The sequence below is a fragment of the Streptomyces sp. MBT53 genome, assembly GCF_016654115.1.
GTDB lineage: Bacteria > Actinomycetota > Actinomycetes > Streptomycetales > Streptomycetaceae > Streptomyces.
This window is the reverse complement of the sequence record NZ_JAEQAZ010000150.1, coordinates 1-21608: the sequence shown is the minus strand read 5'-3', so window position 1 is coordinate 21608 and position 21608 is coordinate 1. Positions and strand designations below refer to the sequence as shown.

General features: G+C 69.6%; 20 protein-coding genes. 12 read left to right on the top strand and 8 right to left on the bottom strand.

The genetic code is table 11. The features are described 5' to 3' along the window. Positions 1 to 240 precede the first annotated feature (240 nt). Positions 241 to 2727, top strand: a complete 2487-nt coding sequence (locus JHN45_RS37885) for an alpha-L-arabinofuranosidase C-terminal domain-containing protein (protein ID WP_201054135.1) — start codon at positions 241 to 243, stop codon at positions 2725 to 2727. On the opposite strand, the gene JHN45_RS37880 is transcribed toward JHN45_RS37885, so the two are convergent. Together JHN45_RS37880 and JHN45_RS37875 are read right to left on the bottom strand one after the other, a co-directional pair. After that, the gene (locus JHN45_RS37880; RefSeq protein ID WP_200713767.1) at positions 2714 to 3154 is read right to left on the bottom strand and encodes a carboxymuconolactone decarboxylase family protein; all 441 of its coding nucleotides are present in this window, start codon (positions 3152 to 3154) and stop codon (positions 2714 to 2716) included. The genes JHN45_RS37885 and JHN45_RS37880 overlap by 14 nt on opposite strands. Beyond that, on the bottom strand, positions 3151 to 3606 hold the full coding sequence (locus JHN45_RS37875; protein WP_201054134.1) for a MerR family transcriptional regulator: 456 nt from the start codon (positions 3604 to 3606) through the stop codon (positions 3151 to 3153). The genes JHN45_RS37880 and JHN45_RS37875 overlap by 4 nt, the downstream gene beginning before the upstream one ends. A 164-nt stretch (positions 3607 to 3770) precedes the next feature. On the opposite strand from JHN45_RS37875, the gene JHN45_RS37870 reads away from it, so the two are divergent. Further along, entirely contained in the window at positions 3771 to 4610 is an 840-nt protein-coding gene (locus JHN45_RS37870; protein WP_200713765.1) for a hypothetical protein, read from the top strand. 14 nt (positions 4611 to 4624) lie between these two features. On the opposite strand, the gene JHN45_RS37865 is transcribed toward JHN45_RS37870, so the two are convergent. After that, on the bottom strand, positions 4625 to 5263 hold the full coding sequence (locus JHN45_RS37865) for a TMEM175 family protein (protein WP_201054133.1): 639 nt from the start codon (positions 5261 to 5263) through the stop codon (positions 4625 to 4627). 73 nt (positions 5264 to 5336) lie between these two features. Between JHN45_RS37865 and JHN45_RS37860 the strand changes: the two genes are divergently transcribed. The 8 genes from JHN45_RS37860 to JHN45_RS37825 all read left to right on the top strand — a co-directional run bounded on the left by JHN45_RS37860 (position 5337) and on the right by JHN45_RS37825 (position 14653). Then, positions 5337 to 6167 carry a hypothetical protein gene (locus tag JHN45_RS37860; RefSeq protein ID WP_201054136.1) on the top strand — a complete coding sequence of 277 codons (831 nt, stop codon included), beginning with the start codon at positions 5337 to 5339 and terminating at the stop codon, positions 6165 to 6167. Positions 6168 to 7557: 1390 nt separating this feature from the next. Then, a complete protein-coding gene (locus JHN45_RS37855; RefSeq protein ID WP_307783308.1) occupies positions 7558 to 8550 on the top strand; it encodes a cytochrome P450 in 993 nt (330 codons plus the stop codon). 26 nt (positions 8551 to 8576) lie between these two features. After that, positions 8577 to 9377: an enoyl-CoA hydratase/isomerase family protein gene (locus tag JHN45_RS37850; RefSeq protein WP_200713762.1), complete on the top strand. Its 801-nt coding sequence runs from the start codon at positions 8577 to 8579 to the stop codon at positions 9375 to 9377. Between the two features lie 442 nt (positions 9378 to 9819). Further along, entirely contained in the window at positions 9820 to 10848 is a 1029-nt protein-coding gene (gene argC / locus JHN45_RS37845) for an N-acetyl-gamma-glutamyl-phosphate reductase (protein WP_201054131.1), read from the top strand. Next, positions 10845 to 11999 (top strand): bifunctional glutamate N-acetyltransferase/amino-acid acetyltransferase ArgJ, encoded by a 1155-nt coding sequence (argJ, locus tag JHN45_RS37840; protein WP_201054130.1) that lies wholly within the window; start codon positions 10845 to 10847, stop codon positions 11997 to 11999. The genes argC and argJ overlap by 4 nt, the downstream gene beginning before the upstream one ends. Continuing rightward, positions 11996 to 12901, top strand: coding sequence for an acetylglutamate kinase (gene argB, locus JHN45_RS37835; protein WP_201054129.1), 906 nt, complete (start codon positions 11996 to 11998; stop codon positions 12899 to 12901). The genes argJ and argB overlap by 4 nt, the downstream gene beginning before the upstream one ends. Next, positions 12898 to 14094, top strand: coding sequence for an acetylornithine transaminase (locus tag JHN45_RS37830; RefSeq protein ID WP_201054128.1), 1197 nt, complete (start codon positions 12898 to 12900; stop codon positions 14092 to 14094). The genes argB and JHN45_RS37830 overlap by 4 nt, the downstream gene beginning before the upstream one ends. Positions 14095 to 14113: 19 nt before the next feature. Beyond that, positions 14114 to 14653 carry an arginine repressor gene (locus tag JHN45_RS37825; RefSeq protein WP_200713757.1) on the top strand — a complete coding sequence of 180 codons (540 nt, stop codon included), beginning with the start codon at positions 14114 to 14116 and terminating at the stop codon, positions 14651 to 14653. A gap of 80 nt (positions 14654 to 14733) precedes the next feature. Here JHN45_RS37825 and JHN45_RS37820 read toward each other — a convergent pair whose 3' ends face one another. The 5 genes from JHN45_RS37820 to JHN45_RS37800 all read right to left on the bottom strand — a co-directional run bounded on the left by JHN45_RS37820 (position 14734) and on the right by JHN45_RS37800 (position 19604). Beyond that, complete coding sequence (locus JHN45_RS37820) at positions 14734 to 15474, bottom strand: FAD:protein FMN transferase (RefSeq protein WP_234468826.1); 741 nt, start codon at positions 15472 to 15474, stop codon at positions 14734 to 14736. A 55-nt stretch (positions 15475 to 15529) separates the two neighbouring features. Beyond that, positions 15530 to 16306 (bottom strand): FMN-binding protein, encoded by a 777-nt coding sequence (locus tag JHN45_RS37815; protein ID WP_200713756.1) that lies wholly within the window; start codon positions 16304 to 16306, stop codon positions 15530 to 15532. A 19-nt stretch (positions 16307 to 16325) separates the two neighbouring features. Further along, positions 16326 to 17708, bottom strand: coding sequence for a ferric reductase-like transmembrane domain-containing protein (locus tag JHN45_RS37810; protein ID WP_200713755.1), 1383 nt, complete (start codon positions 17706 to 17708; stop codon positions 16326 to 16328). Positions 17709 to 17785: 77 nt separating this feature from the next. Further along, positions 17786 to 18244, bottom strand: coding sequence for an FMN-binding protein (locus JHN45_RS37805; RefSeq protein ID WP_200713754.1), 459 nt, complete (start codon positions 18242 to 18244; stop codon positions 17786 to 17788). 7 nt (positions 18245 to 18251) lie between these two features. Next, positions 18252 to 19604: a ferric reductase-like transmembrane domain-containing protein gene (locus tag JHN45_RS37800; protein WP_201054127.1), complete on the bottom strand. Its 1353-nt coding sequence runs from the start codon at positions 19602 to 19604 to the stop codon at positions 18252 to 18254. Positions 19605 to 19755: 151 nt separating this feature from the next. Here JHN45_RS37800 and JHN45_RS37795 point away from each other — a divergent pair, with 151 nt between their 5' ends. Continuing rightward, entirely contained in the window at positions 19756 to 20493 is a 738-nt protein-coding gene (locus JHN45_RS37795) for a response regulator transcription factor (protein WP_019066300.1), read from the top strand. Continuing rightward, a partial coding sequence (locus JHN45_RS37790; protein ID WP_201054126.1) for a cell wall metabolism sensor histidine kinase WalK occupies positions 20493 to 21608 on the top strand: 1116 nt, incomplete at its 3' end. The genes JHN45_RS37795 and JHN45_RS37790, both read left to right, overlap by 1 nt.

Below are 21608 nucleotides of genomic sequence, written 5' to 3'. Positions count from 1 at the left end.
CGGCGGATCCGCCGGGCGAGCAAGGTGAAGAACCCCAGCGTGACGGCGAGAAAGCCGAGCAGGACGAGGTACGGCAACAACGCGGACATGCCCTCGACCCTACGTCCCGCTCCGCACCCGCCCCATTGACGTGCTCACGACCCTTGCCTATCTTGCCGTTCGAAGTGCTGACCGACGTCCGATATCTCGAACTGGACATTCGAGCATCGCGCACGATCCGATACGAGCCGCGGAGTATCCATGTCACGCACCAGCCGCACCCGCCTGAGACTTGCCTTGGGGGCAAGCGCTTTCCTGCTGGCGACGGCCGTCGTCCCCGTCCCCGCCCACGCCGCCGACGTCACCGACTACGCGATCACCGTCGACCCCGGGACGCGGGGCGCCGCGATCGACAGGACGATGTACGGCGTCTTCTTCGAGGACATCAACCGCGCGGCCGACGGCGGCCTGTACGCCGAACTCGTCCAGAACCGGTCCTTCGAGTACTCCACCGACGACAACAAGTCGTACACCCCGCTGACCGGTTGGACGGTCGCCGGTACGGCCCAGGTGGTGAACGACGCCGGCCGCCTCAACGAGACCAACCGCAACTACCTTTCCCTGGCGGCCGGTTCGGCCGTCACCGACGCCGGCTACAACACCGGCATCGCCGTGACGGACGGCGCGAAGTACGACTTCTCGGTGTGGGCCCGCGCCGACAGCGGCACCACGCTCACCGTGAGCCTCCAGGACACCGGCGGCACCCTGGCGACCGCCCACCAGGTCGCCGTGCGGAAGAACGGCTGGGCCAAGTACAGGGCCACGTTCACCGCGACCCGCACCAGCACCACGGGCCGCCTCACCGTCGCCTCCACGGACGCGACCGCCCTCGACATGGTCTCCCTCTTCCCCCGCGACACCTACAAGCACGAGCCCAACGGCCTGCGCAAGGATCTCGCCGAGAAGATCGCCGCCCTGCACCCGGGCTTCGTGCGCTTCCCGGGCGGCTGCCTGGTCAACACCGGTTCCATGGACGACTACAGCGCGGCCTCCGGCTACCAGCGCAAGCGCTCGTACCAGTGGAAGGACACCGTCGGCCCGGTCGAGACCCGCGCCACCAACTCCAACTTCTGGGGCTACAACCAGAGTTACGGCCTCGGCTACTACGAGTACTTCCGTCTCGCCGAGGACATCGGCGCGATGCCACTGCCCGTCGTACCGGCCCTGGTGACCGGTTGCGGCCAGAACAAGGCCGTGGACGACCCCGCGCTGCTCAAGCGGCACATCCAGGACACCCTGGATCTCATCGAGTTCGCCAACGGCCCGGTCACCTCGAAGTGGGGCGGACTGCGGGCCAAGATGGGCCACCCCAAGCCCTTCCACCTCACCCACATCGAGGTCGGCAACGAGGAGAACCTCCCCACCGAGTTCTTCGCCCGCTTCACCCAGTTCCGCGCCGCGATCCAGTCCGCGTACCCGTACATGACGGTGATCTCCAACGCGGGCCCGGACGACAGCGGTTCGACCTTCGACACGGCCTGGCAGCTCAACAAGGACGCCGAGGTCGACATGGTCGACGAGCACTACTACAACAGCCCGCAGTGGTTCCTGCAGAACAACAACCGGTACGACTCCTACGACCGCACCGGCCCGAAGGTCTTCCTCGGCGAGTACGCCTCCGGCGGCAACGCGTTCAAGAACGGCCTCGCCGAAGCGGCCTACATGACCGGCCTGGAACGCAACGCGGACGTCGTCAAACTCGCCTCCTACGCACCGCTGTTCGCCAACGAGGACTACGTCCAGTGGCGCCCGGACCTGGTGTGGTTCAACAACCACGCCTCCTGGGGCTCCGCCAACTACGAGGTCCAGAAGCTGTTCATGAACAACGTCGGCACCCGGGTCGTGCCGTCGACTGCCACCGGTACACCGTCACTTGTCGCCCCGATCTCCGGCGCGGTCGGTCTGTCGACCTGGGCGACGAGCGCGGCCTACGACGACGTGAAGGTGACGGCGGCGGACGGCTCGGCGCTGCTCTCCGACGACTTCTCCGGTGACGCGACCCAGTGGACCCATACGGGAGGCGGGAGTTGGAGCGTCCAGGACGGGCAGTACGTCCAGACCGACACCGCCGCCGAGAACACCATGGTGTCGGCGGGCGACCCGGCCTGGCACGACTACGACCTGCACGTGAAGGCCACCAAGAAGGCGGGGAAGGAGGGCTTCCTGGTCGCGTTCGGCGTCAAGGACACCGGCAACTACTACTGGTGGAACCTGGGCGGCTGGAACAACACCCAGACCGCCGTCGAACAGGCCGTGGACGGCGGCAAGTCGACGCTGATCGCCAAGCCGGGGACCATCGAGACGGGCCGCGCCTACGACGTCGACATCAAGGTGAGGGGCCGTCAGGTCAGCCTGTACCTCGACGGACAGGAGTGGGGGAGCTTCACCGACGACAAGCCGGCCGAGCCGTTCCGCCAGGTGGTGACCAAGGACGCGAAGAGCGGTGACCTGATCGTCAAGGTCGTCAACGCCCAGTCCTCGGCGGCCCGTACGGCGATCGACCTGGGCGGCGTCAAGGTCGCGTCGAAGGCGAAGGTGACCACGCTCGCCGCCGCGCCCGACGCGGTGAACAGCGAGTCGGCCACGGCGGTCGCACCGGTCCTGTCCACCTTCAACGGCGTTGCCGGCAAGTTCAGTTACACCTTCCCGGCGAACTCGATCACCTTCCTGAGGATCAAGCAGAAGTAGCCGCTGCCTCCGGCGTGGGCTGCTGTCCCAGCGGCAGCAGCCCGCGCTCGGCGAAGACCTTCTTCGCGGCGAAGGTGGCGTTGAGCGCCTTGGGCATCCCGCAGTACACGGCGGAGTGCGTCAGGGCCTCGACGATCTCCTCCGGCGTCAGGCCCACGTTCAGCGCCGCGTTCACATGGACGTCGAGCTGGGCCTCGCAGCCGCCGAGCGCGGTCAGCATGCCCAGCGTCACCAACTGGCGGTCGCGCGGGGCGAGTCCGGGACGGTCGTAGATCTCGCCGAAGGCCCAGGCGACGACCTGGTGGCCCAGTTCGGGGCTGATGTCGGCGAGCGAGTCGACGACCCGCTGCCCGGCCTCGCCGTCGACCCGCTTCAGGACCTCCAGGCCGTGGCTGAACCGCTCTTCACGGGTGGTGCTCGCGCTCATGTCGTTCCGTCCGTTCCCTGCCGCTCGTGCTCGGATTCTTCGAGTTCTTCGAGGAGCAGCTGTTCGTAGTGGTCGATCTTGTGGTCCAGCACGGTCGCGTTGCGGCGCAACGCCCGTATGCGGTCGGCGAGTTCGGCGCGGTGCTCGCGGAGCATCGCCAGCCGGTCGGCGACCGTGACGTTGCCCGCCGCCCGCAGCGCGGCGAACCGCTGCATGTCGGCGATCGACATGCCCGTCTCGCGCAGCCGCAGCAGAAACTCCAGCCAGGCCAAGTCTGCTGCCTGGTAACGCCGTTGGTTGCCGGTGCTCCGGCCGACCCGTTCGATCAGGTCGGCCTTCTCGTAGTAGCGCAACGTGTCGTGCGAGAGTCCGGTGCGCTCGGCGACCTGGGCGATGGTCAGGGTGGGTTCCCGGTCCCCGGGGAGGGGGTTCAGGGGCTGTCCGCTGCTCATGAACACAACCGTAGAACCTGGAGCGCGCTCCAGGTCAAGCGGGCCGGGGACCACCGCAGGCGCGGGACCCTTCCCCGAACCGTTGGATGGCGCTTGACCTGGGGATTACCCGCCCCGCACACTTGTCCGGCTCCCGGGGCGGGAGCCGGCGAGGGGGATTCCACATGAGCGGGACGACCGCGATCGACGTGTACCAGGACCGCTGCGAGCAGCTGTTCCTGGCCGGGGGAAACGCGGCCGTCCGGCGTGCCGCGCAGGAGGGGCTGGACGAGCTGGGGCCGCAGCCCGATCTCTACTGCTGGCTGGCCCTCGGACATGCCGTCGAGGACGACGACGACCACGACGACCGTGCGGAGGAGGCGTTCCGGGCGGGGCTCGCGCTCGACGCCGGCCATCTCGGGCTCCTCGCCGGTTATGCCGAACTGTGCCTGCGCGCCGATGCGTTCGAGTACCCCGGCCGTGCCGCGCGTGCCTCCGTTCTCTCCAGGCGCCTGAAGGAACTGGCACCGGAGTCCGCCGAGGCCCAGCGGCTCGCCGCCGCCGAGCGCTGGGCCCGGCGCGGTTACTGGGACGACATCAGGATGAGGGCGGTGGTCGGTGCGCTCCAGGGCCGTGACACCGAGGCCCAGGCCCGAGCTCTGGCCGAGGACCTCCGGCAGCGGGACGGCGACGGCGGCGACGGTGCGATCACGCGGGGCGCCGGGAGCGTCGACCGGGCCACCATCGTGCGCGCCGCGACCCTGGAGGCGCTGTCCGGCCCGTGGAACGCGCCGGTACGCCTCCTCGGCCGTTACCGGACGGCCGCGTGGGCGGTCAGCCTCATCCTGTGCTTCGCCACCAACACGACGTTGCGGCGGACGGGAGTCGTGGACCACTTCAGCGTGTGGGGCTACCTCTGGCTGGTCCCCGTGCTGATCGTCGACCGCCGTTTCGCCGCCGTCCGCAAAGAGGCCGAGGCCCGCCACGTCGCCCACCTCGAAGCCGTACTCGCCGAGCGGTCCTGACCGAGCGGGAGGTGTCAGTCCCGCGCCGGCCGGCGCTGGTAGTGGCCGAGGGCGTAGTGCGCGGGGACGAGTGCGATCCAGAACCACATGGCGGCCTTCGTGTTGAGGAAGGCCAGGGGGATGGACAGGCCGAACACCAGGACGCTGGAGCCGAGTTGGGCGGTGAAGCGGCGGCGGGCCAGGGCGGCGGGGGACTCGGGTGAGGGGTGCACCTGGCGCTGCGTGAGCAGCAGGAGCGCCACGTGCACCGCGTGGATCGCGGCCATGGCGCTCGCGTAGAGGGCCACGGCGTCGGGCTGTGAGGCGTACTCGGCCAGGAGCCCGGTGGGGAAGGGCAGCAGGGCGACCAGGCCGAGGCCGAGGAGGGTGAGGCGGGTCACCACGGTCGTCTCGACGGGCAGTGCCGTGAGGATGCGGCGGTGGTCACGCCAGAAGCCGGAGATGAGCGTGAAGCTGAGCGCGAAGGCGCCGAGGCTGGGCAGGGCGTCGCTCAGGGCCTTGTGGAAGGCGGTGTCGCCCAGGTCGGCGGGGACCGCGACGTTGATGACGAGCAGCGTCATCGCGATGGCGTATATCCCGTCGGACAGCGCGATCAGGCGTGCCGTGCCGGGGGAGTGTTCGGGTGTCCGCATCGCTGCGACGGGCTCCGTCATGCCGATGACAGTAGGGCGTCGCGCCCTTGAGCGGTGGTGTCGATCCGCCGGGTCCGCTTACGGTCGGTCCGTGATGATCAGATGCGACGAGCCGCGCGTACTCGGTGTCCCGGACGCCGAGGCGCGGCTGCGCTTCGAGACGGAGCCGCAGCGGAGCGGGGGCCGGACCGGGCGGAGACTGCTCGTGGTCGACGGGGAGCCCGCGTTCGAGCTCAGCTACTGGTGTGGGACATGCCCGTTGCTGTTCCGCCGGTTGGTGACCGCGCGGCAGAAGCTGTCGTTGGAGGACGTACGGGAGCAGCTCGCCGGGACGCCGGCCGAGCCCGGTGACGGCGGGGTGATCGACGCGTTCGGCGCGTTGCTGCCGGAGGGCGAGTACCTTCCGGTGCTGCTGCGTGTGGAGCCCCGGCTGGTGATCCCGGGCCGCGAGGGCGACTACTTCAGCGGCGAGCAGGTGGACTCCTGGGGGATCGACCAGTTCTGGGGCCTCCCGGAGTACCCGCACACGCCGTACTACCGGACCTTCGAGACCGCGGTCGACGCGTCCGCCCACCTGTACGAGTTCGTCGTGCCGATGGTTCCGCCGACGTGGAACGACCGGGAGCGCGTCGAGGAGTACGTCGAGCTCATGGGCCGGGGTGCGGTCCCGACGGCCGTGGCGGTCTCGACGCTGGACGTGTGCGAGCCCGCCAACGCCTTCGGGGACGACCAGTCCAAGCACTGGGGTCTGACGCACTTCCTCCTCGACGGCCACCACAAACTGGAGGCCGTGGCCACCGCCGGCCGCCCGGTGCGGCTCCTCTCGCTGCTGGCCCTGGGCGAGGGCTTGGCGAGCGCTGACGACTGCGCCCGGCTGCCCGCCCTGCGTGCTCAGCCCCGCTCGGCCCGTACGACCGGTGCCTGACCCGGCACGGATCGGGAGCCGCCGACTGCGGCGCCCTGGCAGGCCGTCACCGCGAGCAAGAGAATCTCGACGCCCGCGGTGAGCCCGCCGCCCGGACACGTAGCCCGTTCCCTCGTGTTTCGAGGCCCGGCCCGTCTGCCGTACCGGTCGGGCTCTTTTGGGCCGGGCAGCCCCTTAAAGTCCTCAATGTCCGCAGGCCGCCTTGCCTGTTGTGGACGAGGTGGTCTTTTCTGGCAGCTCGCGGCATGCCACCTTGGGGGCATGGGTGGAGGCAGAGGGCGAGCGCTCACGGGGCGGCTCAGGGTGCTGCTCATCCGTCGAGGAGTGTTGCGGGCCGGTCGGCCGGTGCCGCGCGAAGGCGTTGCGTCGGCACCCGGCGGCATGCGCCTCGGGCGGCCACTCCATGCGCTGGCCGCGGGCGTGTTCCACAGGGCTGTGGGCCTCGGATCCGGGCGACAGAGCCGACGCCGAGGCAACGCTCCGACCGCCAGTGCCGGATTGTCCCCGCACCGACGCGGTGGAATGCTGCACGCGCATGAGAACGGATTCGGTGCCGCGCACCCCAGGGAAATGCCGGGCAGTACCGAAGAGTTGATCAGTGGGTACGAGGTCTGTCCAGCCGATTGCGATTCGCTGGAATTTTCCATGCGGACATTGAGCGAACTCAAGGAATCCCGTGCCTGCCCAAAGAAGTGCGGCAACAATCTAGAATGGGTGACATTGAAGGTCTCTCGTATTGAACTGCCGTAAAGCATTCTTCTCTGGAACGTGGTCCGGTCCGGCTTTGCTCGAAAAGCGCAGCAATGAGGCTGACTGTCCGCAGGGCGATGTGGGCCGGCTGCGCCCCGTCTGCTGTGTATTCACCTGCGGCCGGGCGCTTTAGCGTGGGCTGAATTCCCGCGACTTCCTGTGAAATTCCAGTGCGGCTTTGCCTGTGGCGCACGTCCGCGTCCTCGCACGTCACCGCGTTCTTGACGGGTCAGATTCGATGATATGAAACCCTGAATCGGTCAAACGTGATCCCCACAACAGCACCTATCGCGCATGAACGTTCAATCACAGGGGTATGCAGGCTTGCGGTTACGTCCTGGCTGCCAAAGGAAGAGTTGCCGTGGAATCCATAGTTGCTTCTAGCAACGTCGACCGACGCGCACTTGTTTCGCTTTTCGCTCGTCTTCGCAGGAGTGAGGGACAGGCCAATCCGCTCCCAATCTACGATCAGCTCAGGTCGCTTGGCGAAGTGATACCGGCGCCGTGGGGAGGGCATTTGGTAACCTCCTATCGGCTGTGCCGCAGCATTCTGCGGGACAAGTCGTGGAGAGTTCCCGATCGCCAATGGCGCGCCAGCCAGACGGGCTCGAGTCGATGGAATTCAGCCGCATCGTTCCAGATGGCTTCCACCCTGCCGATGCTGAATCCTCCGCTCCACACGCAGACGCGGGAAATCCTTGGAAGCGTGTTCCACAAGGGCTTGATCCCGCAGTTGAGTTCTTCGGTACAAAAGACGGTCGACCGTCTCCTCGACCAATTCTTCGAGGAGCTGCGTCAAGGGCCGGCGGATTTCGTGAAGAGCGTCGGTGAGGAACTTCCCGTCATCGCGATCGGTGAGTGGTTGGGCCTGCCCTCCTCCGACTACGGTCTCCTGCGAACCCTGACCCACGACCAGGTCTTCACCCAGGAGCTGTTTCCGTCCGCGACCGAGCTGTCGCTCTCGGATGCCGCGACCGCTGGACTCCGGTCCTACTTCTCCGCACTGATCAATGACCGCCGGGAGAATCCTGGCACCGATCCCATCTCGAACTGGCTCAGGATCTGGGATGAACGAGAGCGCGACCGGGCCACCGTCGACGAGGCCGTCCATGCCATGGCCATGTTCATGATTCTCGCGGCCTTGGAGACGACGAGCCACGTGCTGTCCGCGGTGCTTCGCCTCGTGCTCGACCACCGCGCGCAGGAGGACGCGCTGCGCCGGCTCCCTCATCTCATACCGGACGCGGTCGAAGAGGCCCTGCGCTACGACCCACCGATTCACATGATGAGCCGCGTCGCCGGCACCGCCACCGATCTTGGCGGAATCCGCGTGCCCGCAGGCGGGATGGTCCAGCTCATGGTGGGTGCGGCGCATCACGACCCGACCCAGTGGACGGATGCCCACCGCTTCGATGTCCGTCGTCGTCAGACGAAGACGGCCGGGCCTCCGCACCTGAGCTTCGGCGCGGGAATCCACTACTGTCTCGGCAGCCAGCTCGCACGCCTGGAAGCGACGGTCCTCCTCAGATCCCTGCTCAAGCGCCCCGGACACCTTCGCATCAGCGCGCCTGTCCAGTGGGCATCGCGGATCGCCTTCCGGCGCACGACTTCGCTGGAACTCGTCCTCGAATGACCTTCACCCACTCCAAGGGAGCTGCCATGCCGACCGACTTCAAGAGCCTGCGCGTGGTCGAGGAGGGCCCCGTCCTCCAGGTGCAGCTCAACCGGCCCGAGGCCGGAAACGCCCTGTCCGGAGAGGTGCTCACCGACCTCCTGGAGGTGCTGAACAGGCTTCAGGAGGACACCACGATTCGCGTCATGGTGCTTTCCGGAGCAGGAGATGATTTCTGCCAGGGAGGCGACCGCAGCGAATTTCCCGCCCTGCTGGCCGAAGACCCCTCCGGTGGCTCGCTTCGCGCGCTCGCTGCCAAGGCCGAGCGGGTGTGCGCGGCACTCTCCACACTGGAGGTGGTCACCATCGCCCGGCTTCAAGGAGACGTCATCGGGGCCGGCTTGGGACTCGCCGTCTACTGCGATCTGCGCGTCGGTGCCGACGACTGCCGCTTCCGGATGCCCGAGCTCGGGCTCGGGCTGCCGCCTGCTTGGGGAGGAGTCCTGGACCGTCTCCCCACGGAGGTGGGTCAGTCCTGGGTCCGCTACCTGCTGCTGACCTCGGAGCCGTTCGGTGCCGACAGGGCCCGGGAACTCTCCGTCCTCCACAACGTCGTTCCACGTGACGGCCTGGACGCAGCGGTCAGCCGGCTGGCCAAGACGATGGCACGCCGTGACCCCGCGGCCATCCGAATAACCAAGCGCATGCTGAGCGCACGCGCCAACGCCGCCCAGCTCTCCATCGGCGGCTACTTCGATGGAGAGCTGCTCACCTCCGCGGTGACCCGGGCGGTCAATGCGCGTTCGTCGAGAGGGCAGAGAGGACGGACGAGTTCCGACCCGAGCTGACGGCTCCCGGGCCGGTCCGGCGGAGCCAGGGTCCGGTCGGTCACCCGCGCCGGGCGGATGGAGGTCGGCGGGACCTTCTACGACTTCTGCCGGACGTCTCTCTTCGCCGAGAGGTCCCCGGACAGGCGGCGTGGCCTTCCCGACGGGGGAGGCCACGCCGCCTGCGGACCCCGGGCACCACTGGAGGCTTCACCTTCGCCGGGTCCGTCACGTCCGGGCTCCGGCACGCGTGCGAGCGCTTCCGCCGGCACGTCAAGACCGACCGGCGGGCCGACCTGGCCCCCGAGTGCGGATGGCTCCCTGCCCAACCATGTCGAGCTCCACCGACGTCCCCGGTCGTCCCCAGAATCCCGGTCACACCGACCCGGGTGCATACCCACCCTCTCAGATTGCATAAACGTGCAGCAGTACGTATAGTCATGCCATCGATGAGGAGGGTTCCATGGCGGTACGTGCGGCAGTGGCCGGAGCGAGTGGATACGCGGGTGGCGAACTCCTGCGTCTGCTCCTGGCCCACCCCGAGGTCGAGATCGGCGCGCTGACCGGCAACTCCAACGCCGGACAGAAACTCGGCGCGCTCCAACCGCATCTGCTGCCGCTGGCCGGTCGAGTCCTCCAGGAAACTACCCCGGAAGTCCTCGCCGGACACGACGTCGTTTTTCTCGCGCTGCCGCACGGCCAGTCCGCCGCCGTCGCCGAGCAGCTCGGCCCGGACGTCCTCGTCGTCGACATGGGCGCCGACTTCCGGCTGAAGAACGCGGCCGACTGGGAGCGCTTCTACGGCTCCGCGCACGCCGGCACCTGGCCCTACGGCCTTCCCGAACTGCCGGGCGCCCGCGCCGCGTTGGAGGGGTCCAAGCGCATCGCGGTGCCCGGTTGCTACCCGACGGCCGCCTCCCTCGCGCTCTTCCCGGCGTACGGCGCCGGACTCGCCGAGAACGAGGCCGTGATCGTCGCCGCCTCCGGCACCTCGGGTGCCGGCAAGGCCCCCAAGGCTCATCTCCTCGGCTCCGAGGTCATGGGCTCCATGTCGCCGTACGGCGTCGGCGGCGGCCACCGGCACACCCCCGAGATCATCCAGAACCTGGGCGAGGCGGCAGGTGAGACCGTCACCGTCTCCTTCACGCCCACCCTCGCGCCCATGCCGCGCGGCATCCTCGCCACGTGCAGCGCCAAGGCCAAGCCGGGGGTGACCGCCGAGTCCGTGCGCGCCGCCTACGAGAAGGCCTTCGCCGACGAGCCCTTCGTGTTCCTCCTCCCCGAGGGGCAGTGGCCCGCGACGGCGTCCGTCTACGGTTCCAACGCCGTTCAGGTGCAGGTCGCGTACGACGAGGCCGCGGGCCGCATCATCGCGATCAGCGCCATCGACAACCTGACCAAGGGCACCGCGGGCGGTGCCGTCCAGAGCATGAACCTCGCCCTCGGGCTCGACGAGACCACCGGGCTCTCTACGATCGGAGTCGCGCCGTGAGTGTGACGGCAGCACAGGGATTCACGGCCGCGGGCATCGCCGCCGGGATCAAGGAGAACGGCAACCCGGACCTGGCCCTCGTGGTCAACAACGGGCCCCGCCTCGCCGCCGCGGGCGTCTTCACCTCCAACCGCGTCAAAGCCGCTCCGGTGCTGTGGTCCGAGCAGGTGCTGAAGGGCGGCCAGGTCTCCGCCGTGATCCTCAACTCCGGTGGCGCCAACGCCTGTACGGGCCCGAAGGGCTTCCAGGACACGCACGCCACCGCCGAGAAGGTCGCCGACACCCTCGGTCTGAACGCCGCCGAGGTCGCCGTCGCCTCCACCGGACTCATCGGTCTCCTGCTCCCGATGGACAAGCTGCTCCCGGGAGTCGAGACCGCCGCCGGTCAACTCTCCCCGCACGGTGGCGAGAAGGCCGCCATCGCCATCAAGACCACGGACTCCGTGCACAAGACCGCCGTCGTGACCACCAAGGACGGCTGGACCGTCGGCGGTATGGCCAAGGGCGCAGGCATGCTCGCCCCCGGCCTCGCCACCATGCTCGTCGTCCTCACCACCGACGCCGACGTCTCAAGTGACGTACTGGACACGGCACTTCGGGCCGCCACCCGCACCACCTTCGACCGGGTCGACTCCGACGGCTGCATGTCCACCAACGACACCGTGCTGCTGCTCGCCTCCGGTGCCTCCCAAGTCATCCCGGACCAGGCCGAGTTCGCCGAGGCCGTGCGTGCCGTCTGCGACGACCTCGGGCAGCAGCTCATCCGGGACGCCGAGGGCGCCAGCAAGGACATCAAGGTCGAGGTGATCAACGCCGCGAGCGAGGACGAGGCCGTGGAGGTGGGGCGTTCCATCGCCCGCAACAACCTCCTCAAGTGCGCGATCCACGGCGAAGACCCCAACTGGGGACGGGTGTTGTCCGCGATCGGTACGACCAAGGCCGCCTTCGAGCCGGACCAGCTCAACGTCGCCATCAACGGCGTCTGGGTGTGCAAGAACGGCGGAGTCGGCGAGGACCGCGACAAGGTCGACATGCGCTACCGCGAGGTGCACATCGTCGCCGACCTCGCCGCGGGCAGTGAGACGGCCACCATCTGGACCAACGACCTCACCGCCGACTACGTCCACGAGAACAGCGCGTACTCGTCATGAGCACTACCCGCAAGCACACCGCGCTGCCCAAGGCGCAGATCCTCATCGAGGCGCTGCCCTGGCTGACCCGGCACAACGGCAAGACCGTCGTCATCAAGTTCGGCGGCAACGCCATGATCGACGAGGACCTGAAGGCCGCGTTCGCGCAGGACGTCGTGTTCCTGCACCACGCGGGCCTCAAGCCCGTCGTCGTGCACGGCGGCGGCCCGCAGATCAGCGCCGCCCTCGACCGGCACGGCATCGTCAGCGAGTTCAAGGCCGGCCTGCGCGTCACCACCGAGGACGCCATGGACGTCGTACGGATGGTGCTCGCCGGACAGGTCCAGCGCGAGCTGGTCGGGCTGCTCAACCAACACGGGCCGCTCGCCGTCGGGTTGACCGGCGAGGACGCGCACACCATCACCGCCACCAAGCATCTGCCCGAGATCGACGGGGAGTTGGTCGACATCGGGCGGGTGGGCGAGATCACCGCCATCGACACCGGCGCGATCGAGGCACTGCTCGCCGACGGCCGTATCCCGGTCGTCTCGTCGATCGCGAGGAGCGAGGACGACGGACATGTCTACAACGTCAATGCTGATACGGCGGCTGCGGCACTCGCTGCTGCTCTTGGGGCCGAGACCCTCATGGTCCTCACGGACGTCGAGGGTCTCTACGAGGACTGGCCCAACAGCGACGAGGTGATCAGCCGCCTCACGGCTTCCCAACTGGAGAAGCTGCTCCCGGAGTTGAGCTCCGGGATGGTGCCGAAGATGGAGGGCTGTCTGCACGCCGTCCGCAACGGCGTGACCACCGCCCGGGTCATCGACGGCCGGGTCCAGCACTCGATCCTGCTGGAGATCTTCACCGACGAGGGCATCGGCACGATGGTCGTGCCCGACGGCGACAAGGGGGAGTCGTGAACAACCAGGAACTGACCGCCCGTTGGCAGGGCGCGCTGATGAACAACTACGGCACCCCGAAGCTCCCCCTCGTCCGCGGCGCCGGCGCCAAGCTCTGGGACGCCGAGGGCAACGAGTACACCGACTTCGTCGGCGGTATCGCGGTCAACGCGCTCGGCCACGCCCACCCGGCGATCGTCGAGGCCGTCAGCAAGCAGATCGCCGAACTCGGCCATGTCTCCAACCTGTTCATCGCCGAACCGCCCGTCGCCCTCGCCGAACGGCTCCTTGAGCGCTTCGGCCGGGATGGCAAGGTCTTCTTCTGCAACTCGGGCGCCGAGGCCAACGAAGGCGCCTTCAAGATCGGCCGGTTGACGGGCCGTCAGCACATGGTCGCCACTCAAGGCGCCTTCCACGGCCGGACGATGGGCTCCCTCGCCCTCACCGGCCAGCCCGGCAAGCAGGAGCCCTTCCTGCCGCTGCCCGGCGATGTCACGCACGTCCCGTACGGCGACGCGCAGGCGCTCGCCGCCGCCGTCACCGACGAGACCGCGCTCGTCATCATCGAGCCCATCCAGGGCGAGAACGGCGTCGTCGTACCGCCCGCCGGATACCTGAAGGCGGCCCGCGCGATCACCGCCGCGCACGGCGCGCTGCTCGTCCTCGACGAGGTGCAGACCGGCATCGGCCGTACCGGGCACTGGTTCGAGTACCAGGCCCACGAAGGCGTGCTCCCCGATGTCGTGACCCTCGCGAAGGGGCTCGGCGGCGGACTGCCGCTCGGTGCCACCGTCGCCTTCGGGCGCGCGGCCGAACTGTTCCGGCCGGGCCATCACGGGACGACGTTCGGCGGCAACCCGGTCGCCTGCGCCGCCGGACTCGCCGTACTCGACACGATCGAGGCCGAGGGCCTGCTCGACAACGTGAAGCGGCAGAGCGAGAAGCTGCGGGACGGGATCGAGGGCGCCGACGGCAGTTCTCGTCACCCGTTGATCGATTATGTCCGGGGTGCGGGCCTCCTCCTCGGTATCGTGCTCACCGAGCCGCTCGCGCCCCAGGTGCAACAGGCGGCTCAGGACGCCGGTTTCCTGGTCAACGCGCCCGCACCCGATGTCGTACGGCTGATGCCGCCGCTGAACCTCGGCGACGACGAGACGGACGCGTTCCTCCGGGCGCTGCCCGGTGTCCTGGACGTGGCCAAGGGGGACGGATGATCCGGAGAATGAGTCGACGATGAGTCAGGCGCAGGAGCACGAACAGTCGACGGGGCCGGCCGTGCCGCAGACCCGCACCGCCCGCCACCGCCGGATCGTGGACATCCTCAACCGGCAACCGGTGCGCTCCCAGAGCCAGTTGGCGAAGCTGCTGTCCGACGACGGGCTGAGCGTCACCCAGGCGACACTCTCCCGGGACCTGGACGAGCTGAACGCGGTCAAGATCCGCAACAACGACGGCGACCTCATCTACGCGGTACCGAGCGAGGGCGGTTTCCGCACCCCGCGCGTGCCGCTGGGGGAGTCGGCGAAGGAGGAGCGGATGCGGCGGCTCTCCGCCGAGCTGCTGATCTCCGCGGAGGCCTCCGCCAACCTCGTGGTCCTGCGCACCCCGCCGGGCGCCGCCCAGTTCCTCGCCTCGGCGATCGACCAGGCGGAACTCCAGGACATCCTCGGCACCATCGCCGGCGACGACACGCTCCTGCTGATCAGCCGGGACCCGCTCGGCGGACAGGCCCTCGCGGACCATCTGCTGCGGCTGGCGCAGAACGACCACTGACATACCCGTAGGACCGACGGCCAACGAGTCGGGGGCGCACCGGAGTTGTCCGGTGCGCCCCCGACTCGCATGGGGGATCCCTACCCGAGGCGGCCCGCCAGCCCGCCCGTACAGCGCACTTCGTCGCCCGCCGTGATGAGCAGGGCCTCCACGTCCGGGAGTGATTCCAGCCAGGCCAGGCCCTCCCGTGAGCCCATCGCGAACGCGGCCGTGGCCCAGCAGTCGGCCCAGGTGAGGCGGGGTGCCACCACGGTGACGGCGACCAGGTCGGTCACCGCGGACTTGCCGGTGGACGGGTCCACGATGTGCGCCCCGCGCTCCGCCGTACCCGAGGTCGCGACCGCCAGTTCGTCGGCGCCCGCCGCGGAGATCACCGCCGCGAGACCACCCGGGCGCAGCGGGTCGGAGACACCGACCCGCCAGGGCCGGTGCGGTCCCGGGGCGCCGAACATCTGGACGTCGCCGCCGCCGTTCACGCTGACCCCGCTCACCCCGGCCGCCGTCGCGATCAGCTCGGCCGCCCGCTCGGCAGCCCAGCCCTTCACGATGCCCGTCGGGTCGAGACGCCCCTCGTAGTTCGTGCTGAACCAGCCGGAACTGACCCGCTCCGCCTCGGCGCCCAGCTCCAGCACCTCGGCGACCTCGGGGTCGCACTCGGCCACGGTCAGCTCACCGCGGGCCAGCCGGGAGACCTGGCTGTCGTCCCGGTAGGTGCTGAACACCTCGTTGACCCGGTGCAGTTGGGCGACCGCCTGCTCCAGTACCGCCTGGACGGCCTCGGGCTCCCCGCCGCGGATGTCGAAGGAGAACACCGTCCCCATGACCTCCTCGGCGTGCCGCAGCGCGGCGGGAGCCTCCGCGGGATCGGTCACCGTGTCAGCCACCGGCCTTGTCCAGCGCCGACTGCAGGGACTTCTTGTAGCCGCCGCTGGTGTACGTGGCGGTCGACACGGAGTCGATGTTCGCGTTCCCGGCCGCCACGGCCTCCTGGTTGAGCTTGGGGATCGCGAGCGCGGTCTTCTGGTCGCTGGTGCCGCCGCTCGGGGCCTGTACCGCCTCGGCCTTGGTGATCTTGCCGTTCGCGACGGTGATCCGGACCTGGACCGGTCCGTACATGGTCGTCGCGACGTCGCCGGTGACGGTCTTGGCCTGCGCGGCGGGTGCCGCGGCGGCCGAACTCTGCGACGGGGCCGCCGCGTTGGCGGTCTTCAGCTTGTCGATGGCCGACTGGAGGGACTTGATGTAGCCGCCGCTGGTGTACGTCGCCCCGGTCACGGAGGTGATGTCCGCGCTCTGTGTGGCGACCACCTCCTGGTTCAGCTTGGGCACGGACAGCGCGGTCTTCTGGTCGCTGGTGCCGCCCTTGGGCGCCTGGATCGCCTCGGCCTTGGTGATCTTCCCGTTGGCGACCGTCAGGCGCACCTGGACGACCCCGTACTCGGTCTGGGTGGCGGTGCCGGTGATGGTCGAGGCCCCGGCCGCCGAGGTACCGCCCTGGGGCGACTCCTGCGCGGCGGCGGCTCCCTGGGCCGCACCCTGCGCGGACGCCGAGGAGGAGTCGGTCGCCGGCTTCAGGGAGAGCAGCAGAACGATCCCGGACACGGTGGCGGCGCTCGCGAGCAGAACACGCCGGATGGGGTGGCTCTTCTTCATTGCTCCTGACTCCCGTCGCTCACATCTCGAACGACTCGTGATGGATACGGCGGGCGGGGACCCCCGCGCCGCGCAGTGCTTCGTAGACCGACTGCGCGAAGCCGGGAGGCCCGCACATGAAGACGTCGTGGTTGTCGATGTCGGGCAGCTTCCGGCGCAGCGAGTCCGCCGAGATGTCGGGGCGCTCGCCGTCGGGGCTGTTGACCGCGTACATCAGACGGGCGCCGCGCTCGTCGGCGATCTTCGCCAACTCGTCCCACAGCGCCAGGTCCTGAGTGGTGTTCGCCCGGTAGAGCAGCGTGATGTCACCGGCCGCGCCGGGCAGTGTCTCGAACAGCGCCCGCATCGGGGTGATGCCGACGCCGCCCGCGACCAGCAGCACCTTGCCGCGGGTGCGCCGCTGCGAGGTCATCGCGCCGTACGGGCCCTCGGCCCACACCTTCATGCCGGGGCGCAGTTCGCGCAGCCGGGCGCTGTGGTCGCCGATCGCCTTGACCGTGATCCGCAGCATGTTCGGGCGAGGGGCCGCCGACAGCGAGTACGGGTGCGAGCTGAACCGCATCCCCGGCGCGAGGAACCGCCACCGGAAGAACTGCCCGGCCTCCGCGCCCATCCGGTGCAGCTTCCGCCCGCCGATCAGCACGGACACGATGCCGGGCGTCTCCTCGATGACCGCCTCGACGTACATCCGGTGGCGCAGGTTGAGCCGGATCGGGGTGAGGATCCGGTACCAGACCACCAGCGCGGTCACCGTGCCGTAGAGCCCGTACCAGACGGTCTTGGCGATCGGCGTCAGCGCGAAGTCGTTGCCCGTGGTGATCTGGTGCCAGAAGGTCAGGAACACCGCGCCGTACGTCAGCAGGTGGACGTGGTACCAGGTGTCGTACGGGATCCTGCGGCGGACGGCGCCGATCGAGGACAGGCCGATGAGCAGGAACAGGCCCGTGCCGATGGCGGCCTTGCCCATGTCGGGCAGCTGGTTCACCGAGTCGATGGTCTGCTGGACGATGTCGCTCAGCGTCTTACCCGCCTGGAGGGCGTAGCCCCACATGATGAGGAAGACGTGCGCGAAGACCAGACAGAGCGTGTACCGGCCGCTCATCGCGTGCCAGCGGGCGACCCGGTCGGAGCCGACCCGGCGCTCCAGGGCGGGCACGCGGGCCATCTGGAGCACGACGAGTGCCATCAGATATCCGGCCAACAGACCAGTGATACGGCCCGCGTTGAGGATCTTGCCGTTCTGGTCGGCGATGGACGGCGTGTTGTGCCACCACAGCCACAGCACCCCGACCGCTCCCGCCCAGACGGCGAGCAGCAGCAGGGTCGCTGGGGAGCGGCGCGGGCGGATGCGGCGCATCGTCTGTCGTCGGGCGGCACGTCCGCCTGCGAGCGTGGTGGTCACGGTTCCTCCGTGGACGGGGCACAAGGGGGGTGGCGTGGCCCCTTGGCCCTGAAGTACGTGCCGTGGAGGCTGTGCGTTCAGAGTCCCGCTGAGTCCAGTGCGGACTGGAGTGACTGGCGGTAACCGTCACTTGTGTACGTGGCTCCCGACACCGTGTCGATCTTCGCGCTCTGCGCGGCGAGTGCCTCGCTCTTCAACTGGGGCAGGGCATAGGAGTTGATCTCCTGGTCGCGCGGATTGTCCGAAGGCGACTGGACCGCGGTGACATCGGTGATCTTGCCGCTCGTCACGGTGATCTTCACCTGGACGGGACCCCAACGGGTCTGCGCCGTCTCGCCGGTGACCGTCTTCGTCCCGGCGACGGCCTTGCCGCCCGCGCTCCCGGACGGAGCGGGCGACGAGACGACCTGGGGCGCCGAGGCCACCTCGGGCGCCGTGTGCGGCTTCAGCGCGAGCAGCATGACCAGGCCTGACGCGGTCACGGCGCTCGCCAGCACGATCCGCCGCAGCGGCCGGTTCTGCTTCAACGGATGCACGACGACCTCACAGCTCGAACGACTCGTGGTGGATACGGCGGTCCGGCACACCGGCGGCGGACAGCGCCCCGTACAGCTCCTGGGCGAAGGCGTGCGGACCGCAGATGTACACGTCGTGCCCGGCGAGATCGGGCACGGCCTCACGCAGATACGCCGGGGAGAGCGAAGGCCGTTGCCCCTGCGGCCCGTTGAGCGCGTACAGCACCTTCGCCCCGCGCCAGCGCGCGATCGCCTCCAACTCCCCGCCCAGCGCCAGGTCTTGAGCCGAGCGAGCCCGGTACAGCAGCGTCACCTCACCAGGCAGCGTCTCGAAGAGCGCTCGCAGCGGGGTGATCCCGACCCCGGCCGCGATCAGCAACGACCGCTGCCCGGTGCGCCGTTCGGCGGTCATCGAGCCGTACGGCCCCTCCGCCCACACCCGCGCGCCCGGCCGCAGCAGCGGTACGGCCGCGCTGTGGTCGCCGAGCGCCTTCACCGTGATCCGCAGCAGATCCCCGCGCGGCGGCGCCGACAGCGAGTACGGCGTCGAGGTCCAGCCCATGCCCTCGCCGAAGAACCGCCAGCGGAAGAACTGCCCCGCCTCCGCGCCGAGTTGGTCGACGTGTCGCCCCCGTACGACGACGGAGTACACCCCCGGCGCCTCCCGGTGCACCGACTCCACGCGCAGCCGGTGCCGCAGATTCAGCCGCACCGGCGCGAGCACCCGGTACCACAACACCAGTGCCGCGACGCCGAGATACAGCGCGTACCAGGCGTCCGTGGCCGCGACCCGCCCGTTGAACTGCTCGCCCAGGGACAGTTGGTGGAAGAACGCGAGGAACACGGCCGCGTACGTGAGGAGATGGACGTAGTACCAGAACTCGTAACTCACCCGGCGTCGCGCGGCCCGCGCCGAGGTGATGCCGACCGCGAACAGGACGATCCCGCCGAAGGTCGCCTTCAGCATGTCCGGGTAGTCGAAGACGACCGTGACCGTCTCGTGCACGATCGAGGCGCGGTCCTGGGCGGCGTACCCGAGCAGGATCAGCACGACGTGCACGACCAGCAGACAGACCGTGTACCGGCCGGCCATCGCGTGCCAGCGCGCCACCCGGTCCGAGCCGATCCGCCGCTCCAGCAGCGGCACCCGCGCCATCAGACCCACCAGCACGGCACAGGAGTACCCGCACAGCAGCCCGGCGATCCGCCCGGCCCCCGTCAGCCAGCCCGCGGCCCCGACCACCGACCCGGTGTCCGCCCACCACAGCGCGACGACGGCCGCCGCACCGGCCCACAGCAGCGCCAGCACCGGGCCCGCCGGCGAGCGCCGGGGAACCCGCGGCACGGGCGGCGCCTTCCGCTGCTCGTACACGGTGGTCATGTGTGCGTCCTTTCACCTGTCCTGCACACAACTGTGCGGGCCCAACCTCTGAGGGAACTCTGAGCGGACGCAGTTCTCAGACTTCTCAGAGGAAACTCAGAGGCCCTCGCGGCGGCCGGGGACGCCGTCAGGGGTGATGCTGGTAAGTGCCATGAACACGACCCGCTCCGGCCGACCGGCCCTCACCCGCCCCGACGGCACCCCCGTCCGCGTCCTCGTCGTCGACGACGACCCCGACCTGGCCGAGGTGCTCTCCGGCGCCCTGCGCTACGAGGGCTGGGAGGTCCGCACGGCCGGCGACGGAGCCGCCGCGCTCACCGGCGCGCGCGAACTGCGGCCGGACGCCGTCGTCCTCGACGTGATGCTCCCGGACACCGACGGCTTCGCCGTGCTGCGCTCCCTGCACGAGGTGAAGCCCGACGTCTGCGTGCTCTTCCTCACCGCCCGGGACACCGTCGAGGACCGCATCGCCGGCATCACCGCGGGCGGCGACGACTACGTCACGAAACCCTTCAGCCTGGAGGAGGTCGTCGCCCGGCTGCGCGGACTGCTGCGCCGCGCCGGCATGGCCCGCCAGGCGGAGGAGGGCCCCCGGATCACCGTCGGCGACCTGGTCATGGACGAGGAGGCCCGCGAGGTGAGCCGCGCCGGCCGCATCGTGGAACTCTCCCCGACCGAGTTCGAACTCCTCCGCTTCCTCATGCGCAACCCGCGCCGCGTCCTCAGCAAGGCCCAGATCCTCGACCGCGTCTGGTCCTACGACTTCGGCGGCCAGGCCCATGTCGTCGAGCTGTACATCTCCTACCTGCGCAAGAAGGTGGACGCCGGCCGCCAGCCCATGATCCACACCGTGCGCGGGGCCGGGTACGTGCTCAAGCCGGTCCTCTGATGGCCAGGGCACTGCGGGCCGTCGGGCGGTGGCTACGGCGACTGCCCCGGCCGCACACCCTGCGGGCGCGCCTGACGGCGGGCCTGGTGGTACTGCTCGCGGTGAGCTGCGCGGCCGTCGGAGTGGCCGCGGTGATCGAGCTGGACGGCTTCCTCACCGGCCGCCTCGACCAGCAACTGACCGAGGTCGGGACACAGTTCCCCGCCAGCCTGGAGCACCAGGGCCAGACACCGACCGACCACGACAGCGACGACCGGGAACGCGGCGACACCCGCCGCCAGGCACCGCACACCTTCGGCGCCCGCCTGGTCAAAGGCGTCGTCACCAACTCGGGGGTCGTGCCCGCGGACAAGGCCGACACCACGACCGACCTGAAGGTGGCGCTGACCGCGAGGGACCGCAGGGAACTCGCCGCGGTGCCGGTGGACGGCACGGCCCGCACGATCTACCTCTCGTCCCTCGGCAAGTACCGCGTCCTCGCCGCCAAGGGCCGGGACGGCGACGTGATGATCACCGGGCTCCCGCTGGAGTCCGTTGACGCCACCGTCCACCGGCTGGAGACGGTCGCCGCGATCGTCTTCGGCGCCGCCCTCCTGATCACCGGTTTCGCGGGCGCGCTCTGGGTGCGCTGGTCGCTACGGCCGCTCAGCCGCGTCGCCGCCACCGCCACCCGGGTCAGTGAACTCCCGCTGGCCAGTGGCGAGGTGGCGTTGCCGCCCCGGGCACCCGAGTCCGACCCGCGCAGCGAGGTGGGCCAGGTCGCCGGCGCCTTCAACCGCATGCTCGGCCATGTCGAGGACGCGCTCACCCACCGGCACGCCAGCGAGGAACGCCTGCGCAGCTTCGCGGCCGACGCCAGCCACGAGCTGCGCACGCCGGTCGCCTCGATCCGGGGCCACGCCGAACTCGCCCTCCTCCACCCGGACCCCGTCCCGCCCAAGGTGACGCGGGCACTGGAACGCATCGAGGCGGAGTCCGCCCGCATGGGCGTGATGGTCGACGAGATGCTCCTCCTCGCCCGCCTCGACGCGGGCCGCCCCCTGGAACGCCGTCCCGTCGACCTGACCCGCCTGGTCCTCGACGCGATCGCCGACGCGCGGGCCGCGGGCCCGGAC

Excerpts from the sequence above, each read along its gene's own strand:
- JHN45_RS37885 (WP_201054135.1), top strand. The coding sequence starts at position 241 with ATGTCACGCACCAGCCGCACCCGCCTGAGACTTGCCTTGGGGGCAAGC.
- JHN45_RS37880 (WP_200713767.1), bottom strand. The coding sequence starts at position 3,154 with ATGAGCGCGAGCACCACCCGTGAAGAGCGGTTCAGCCACGGCCTGGAG.
- JHN45_RS37875 (WP_201054134.1), bottom strand. The coding sequence starts at position 3,606 with ATGAGCAGCGGACAGCCCCTGAACCCCCTCCCCGGGGACCGGGAACCC.
- JHN45_RS37870 (WP_200713765.1), top strand. The coding sequence starts at position 3,771 with ATGAGCGGGACGACCGCGATCGACGTGTACCAGGACCGCTGCGAGCAG.
- JHN45_RS37865 (WP_201054133.1), bottom strand. The coding sequence starts at position 5,263 with ATGACGGAGCCCGTCGCAGCGATGCGGACACCCGAACACTCCCCCGGC.
- JHN45_RS37860 (WP_201054136.1), top strand. The coding sequence starts at position 5,337 with ATGATCAGATGCGACGAGCCGCGCGTACTCGGTGTCCCGGACGCCGAG.
- JHN45_RS37855 (WP_307783308.1), top strand. The coding sequence starts at position 7,558 with ATGGCTTCCACCCTGCCGATGCTGAATCCTCCGCTCCACACGCAGACG.
- JHN45_RS37850 (WP_200713762.1), top strand. The coding sequence starts at position 8,577 with ATGCCGACCGACTTCAAGAGCCTGCGCGTGGTCGAGGAGGGCCCCGTC.
- argC (WP_201054131.1), top strand. The coding sequence starts at position 9,820 with ATGGCGGTACGTGCGGCAGTGGCCGGAGCGAGTGGATACGCGGGTGGC.
- argB (WP_201054129.1), top strand. The coding sequence starts at position 11,996 with ATGAGCACTACCCGCAAGCACACCGCGCTGCCCAAGGCGCAGATCCTC.
- JHN45_RS37825 (WP_200713757.1), top strand. The coding sequence starts at position 14,114 with ATGAGTCAGGCGCAGGAGCACGAACAGTCGACGGGGCCGGCCGTGCCG.
- JHN45_RS37820 (WP_234468826.1), bottom strand. The coding sequence starts at position 15,474 with ATGGGGACGGTGTTCTCCTTCGACATCCGCGGCGGGGAGCCCGAGGCC.
- JHN45_RS37815 (WP_200713756.1), bottom strand. The coding sequence starts at position 16,306 with ATGAAGAAGAGCCACCCCATCCGGCGTGTTCTGCTCGCGAGCGCCGCC.
- JHN45_RS37800 (WP_201054127.1), bottom strand. The coding sequence starts at position 19,604 with ATGACCACCGTGTACGAGCAGCGGAAGGCGCCGCCCGTGCCGCGGGTT.
- JHN45_RS37795 (WP_019066300.1), top strand. The coding sequence starts at position 19,756 with ATGAACACGACCCGCTCCGGCCGACCGGCCCTCACCCGCCCCGACGGC.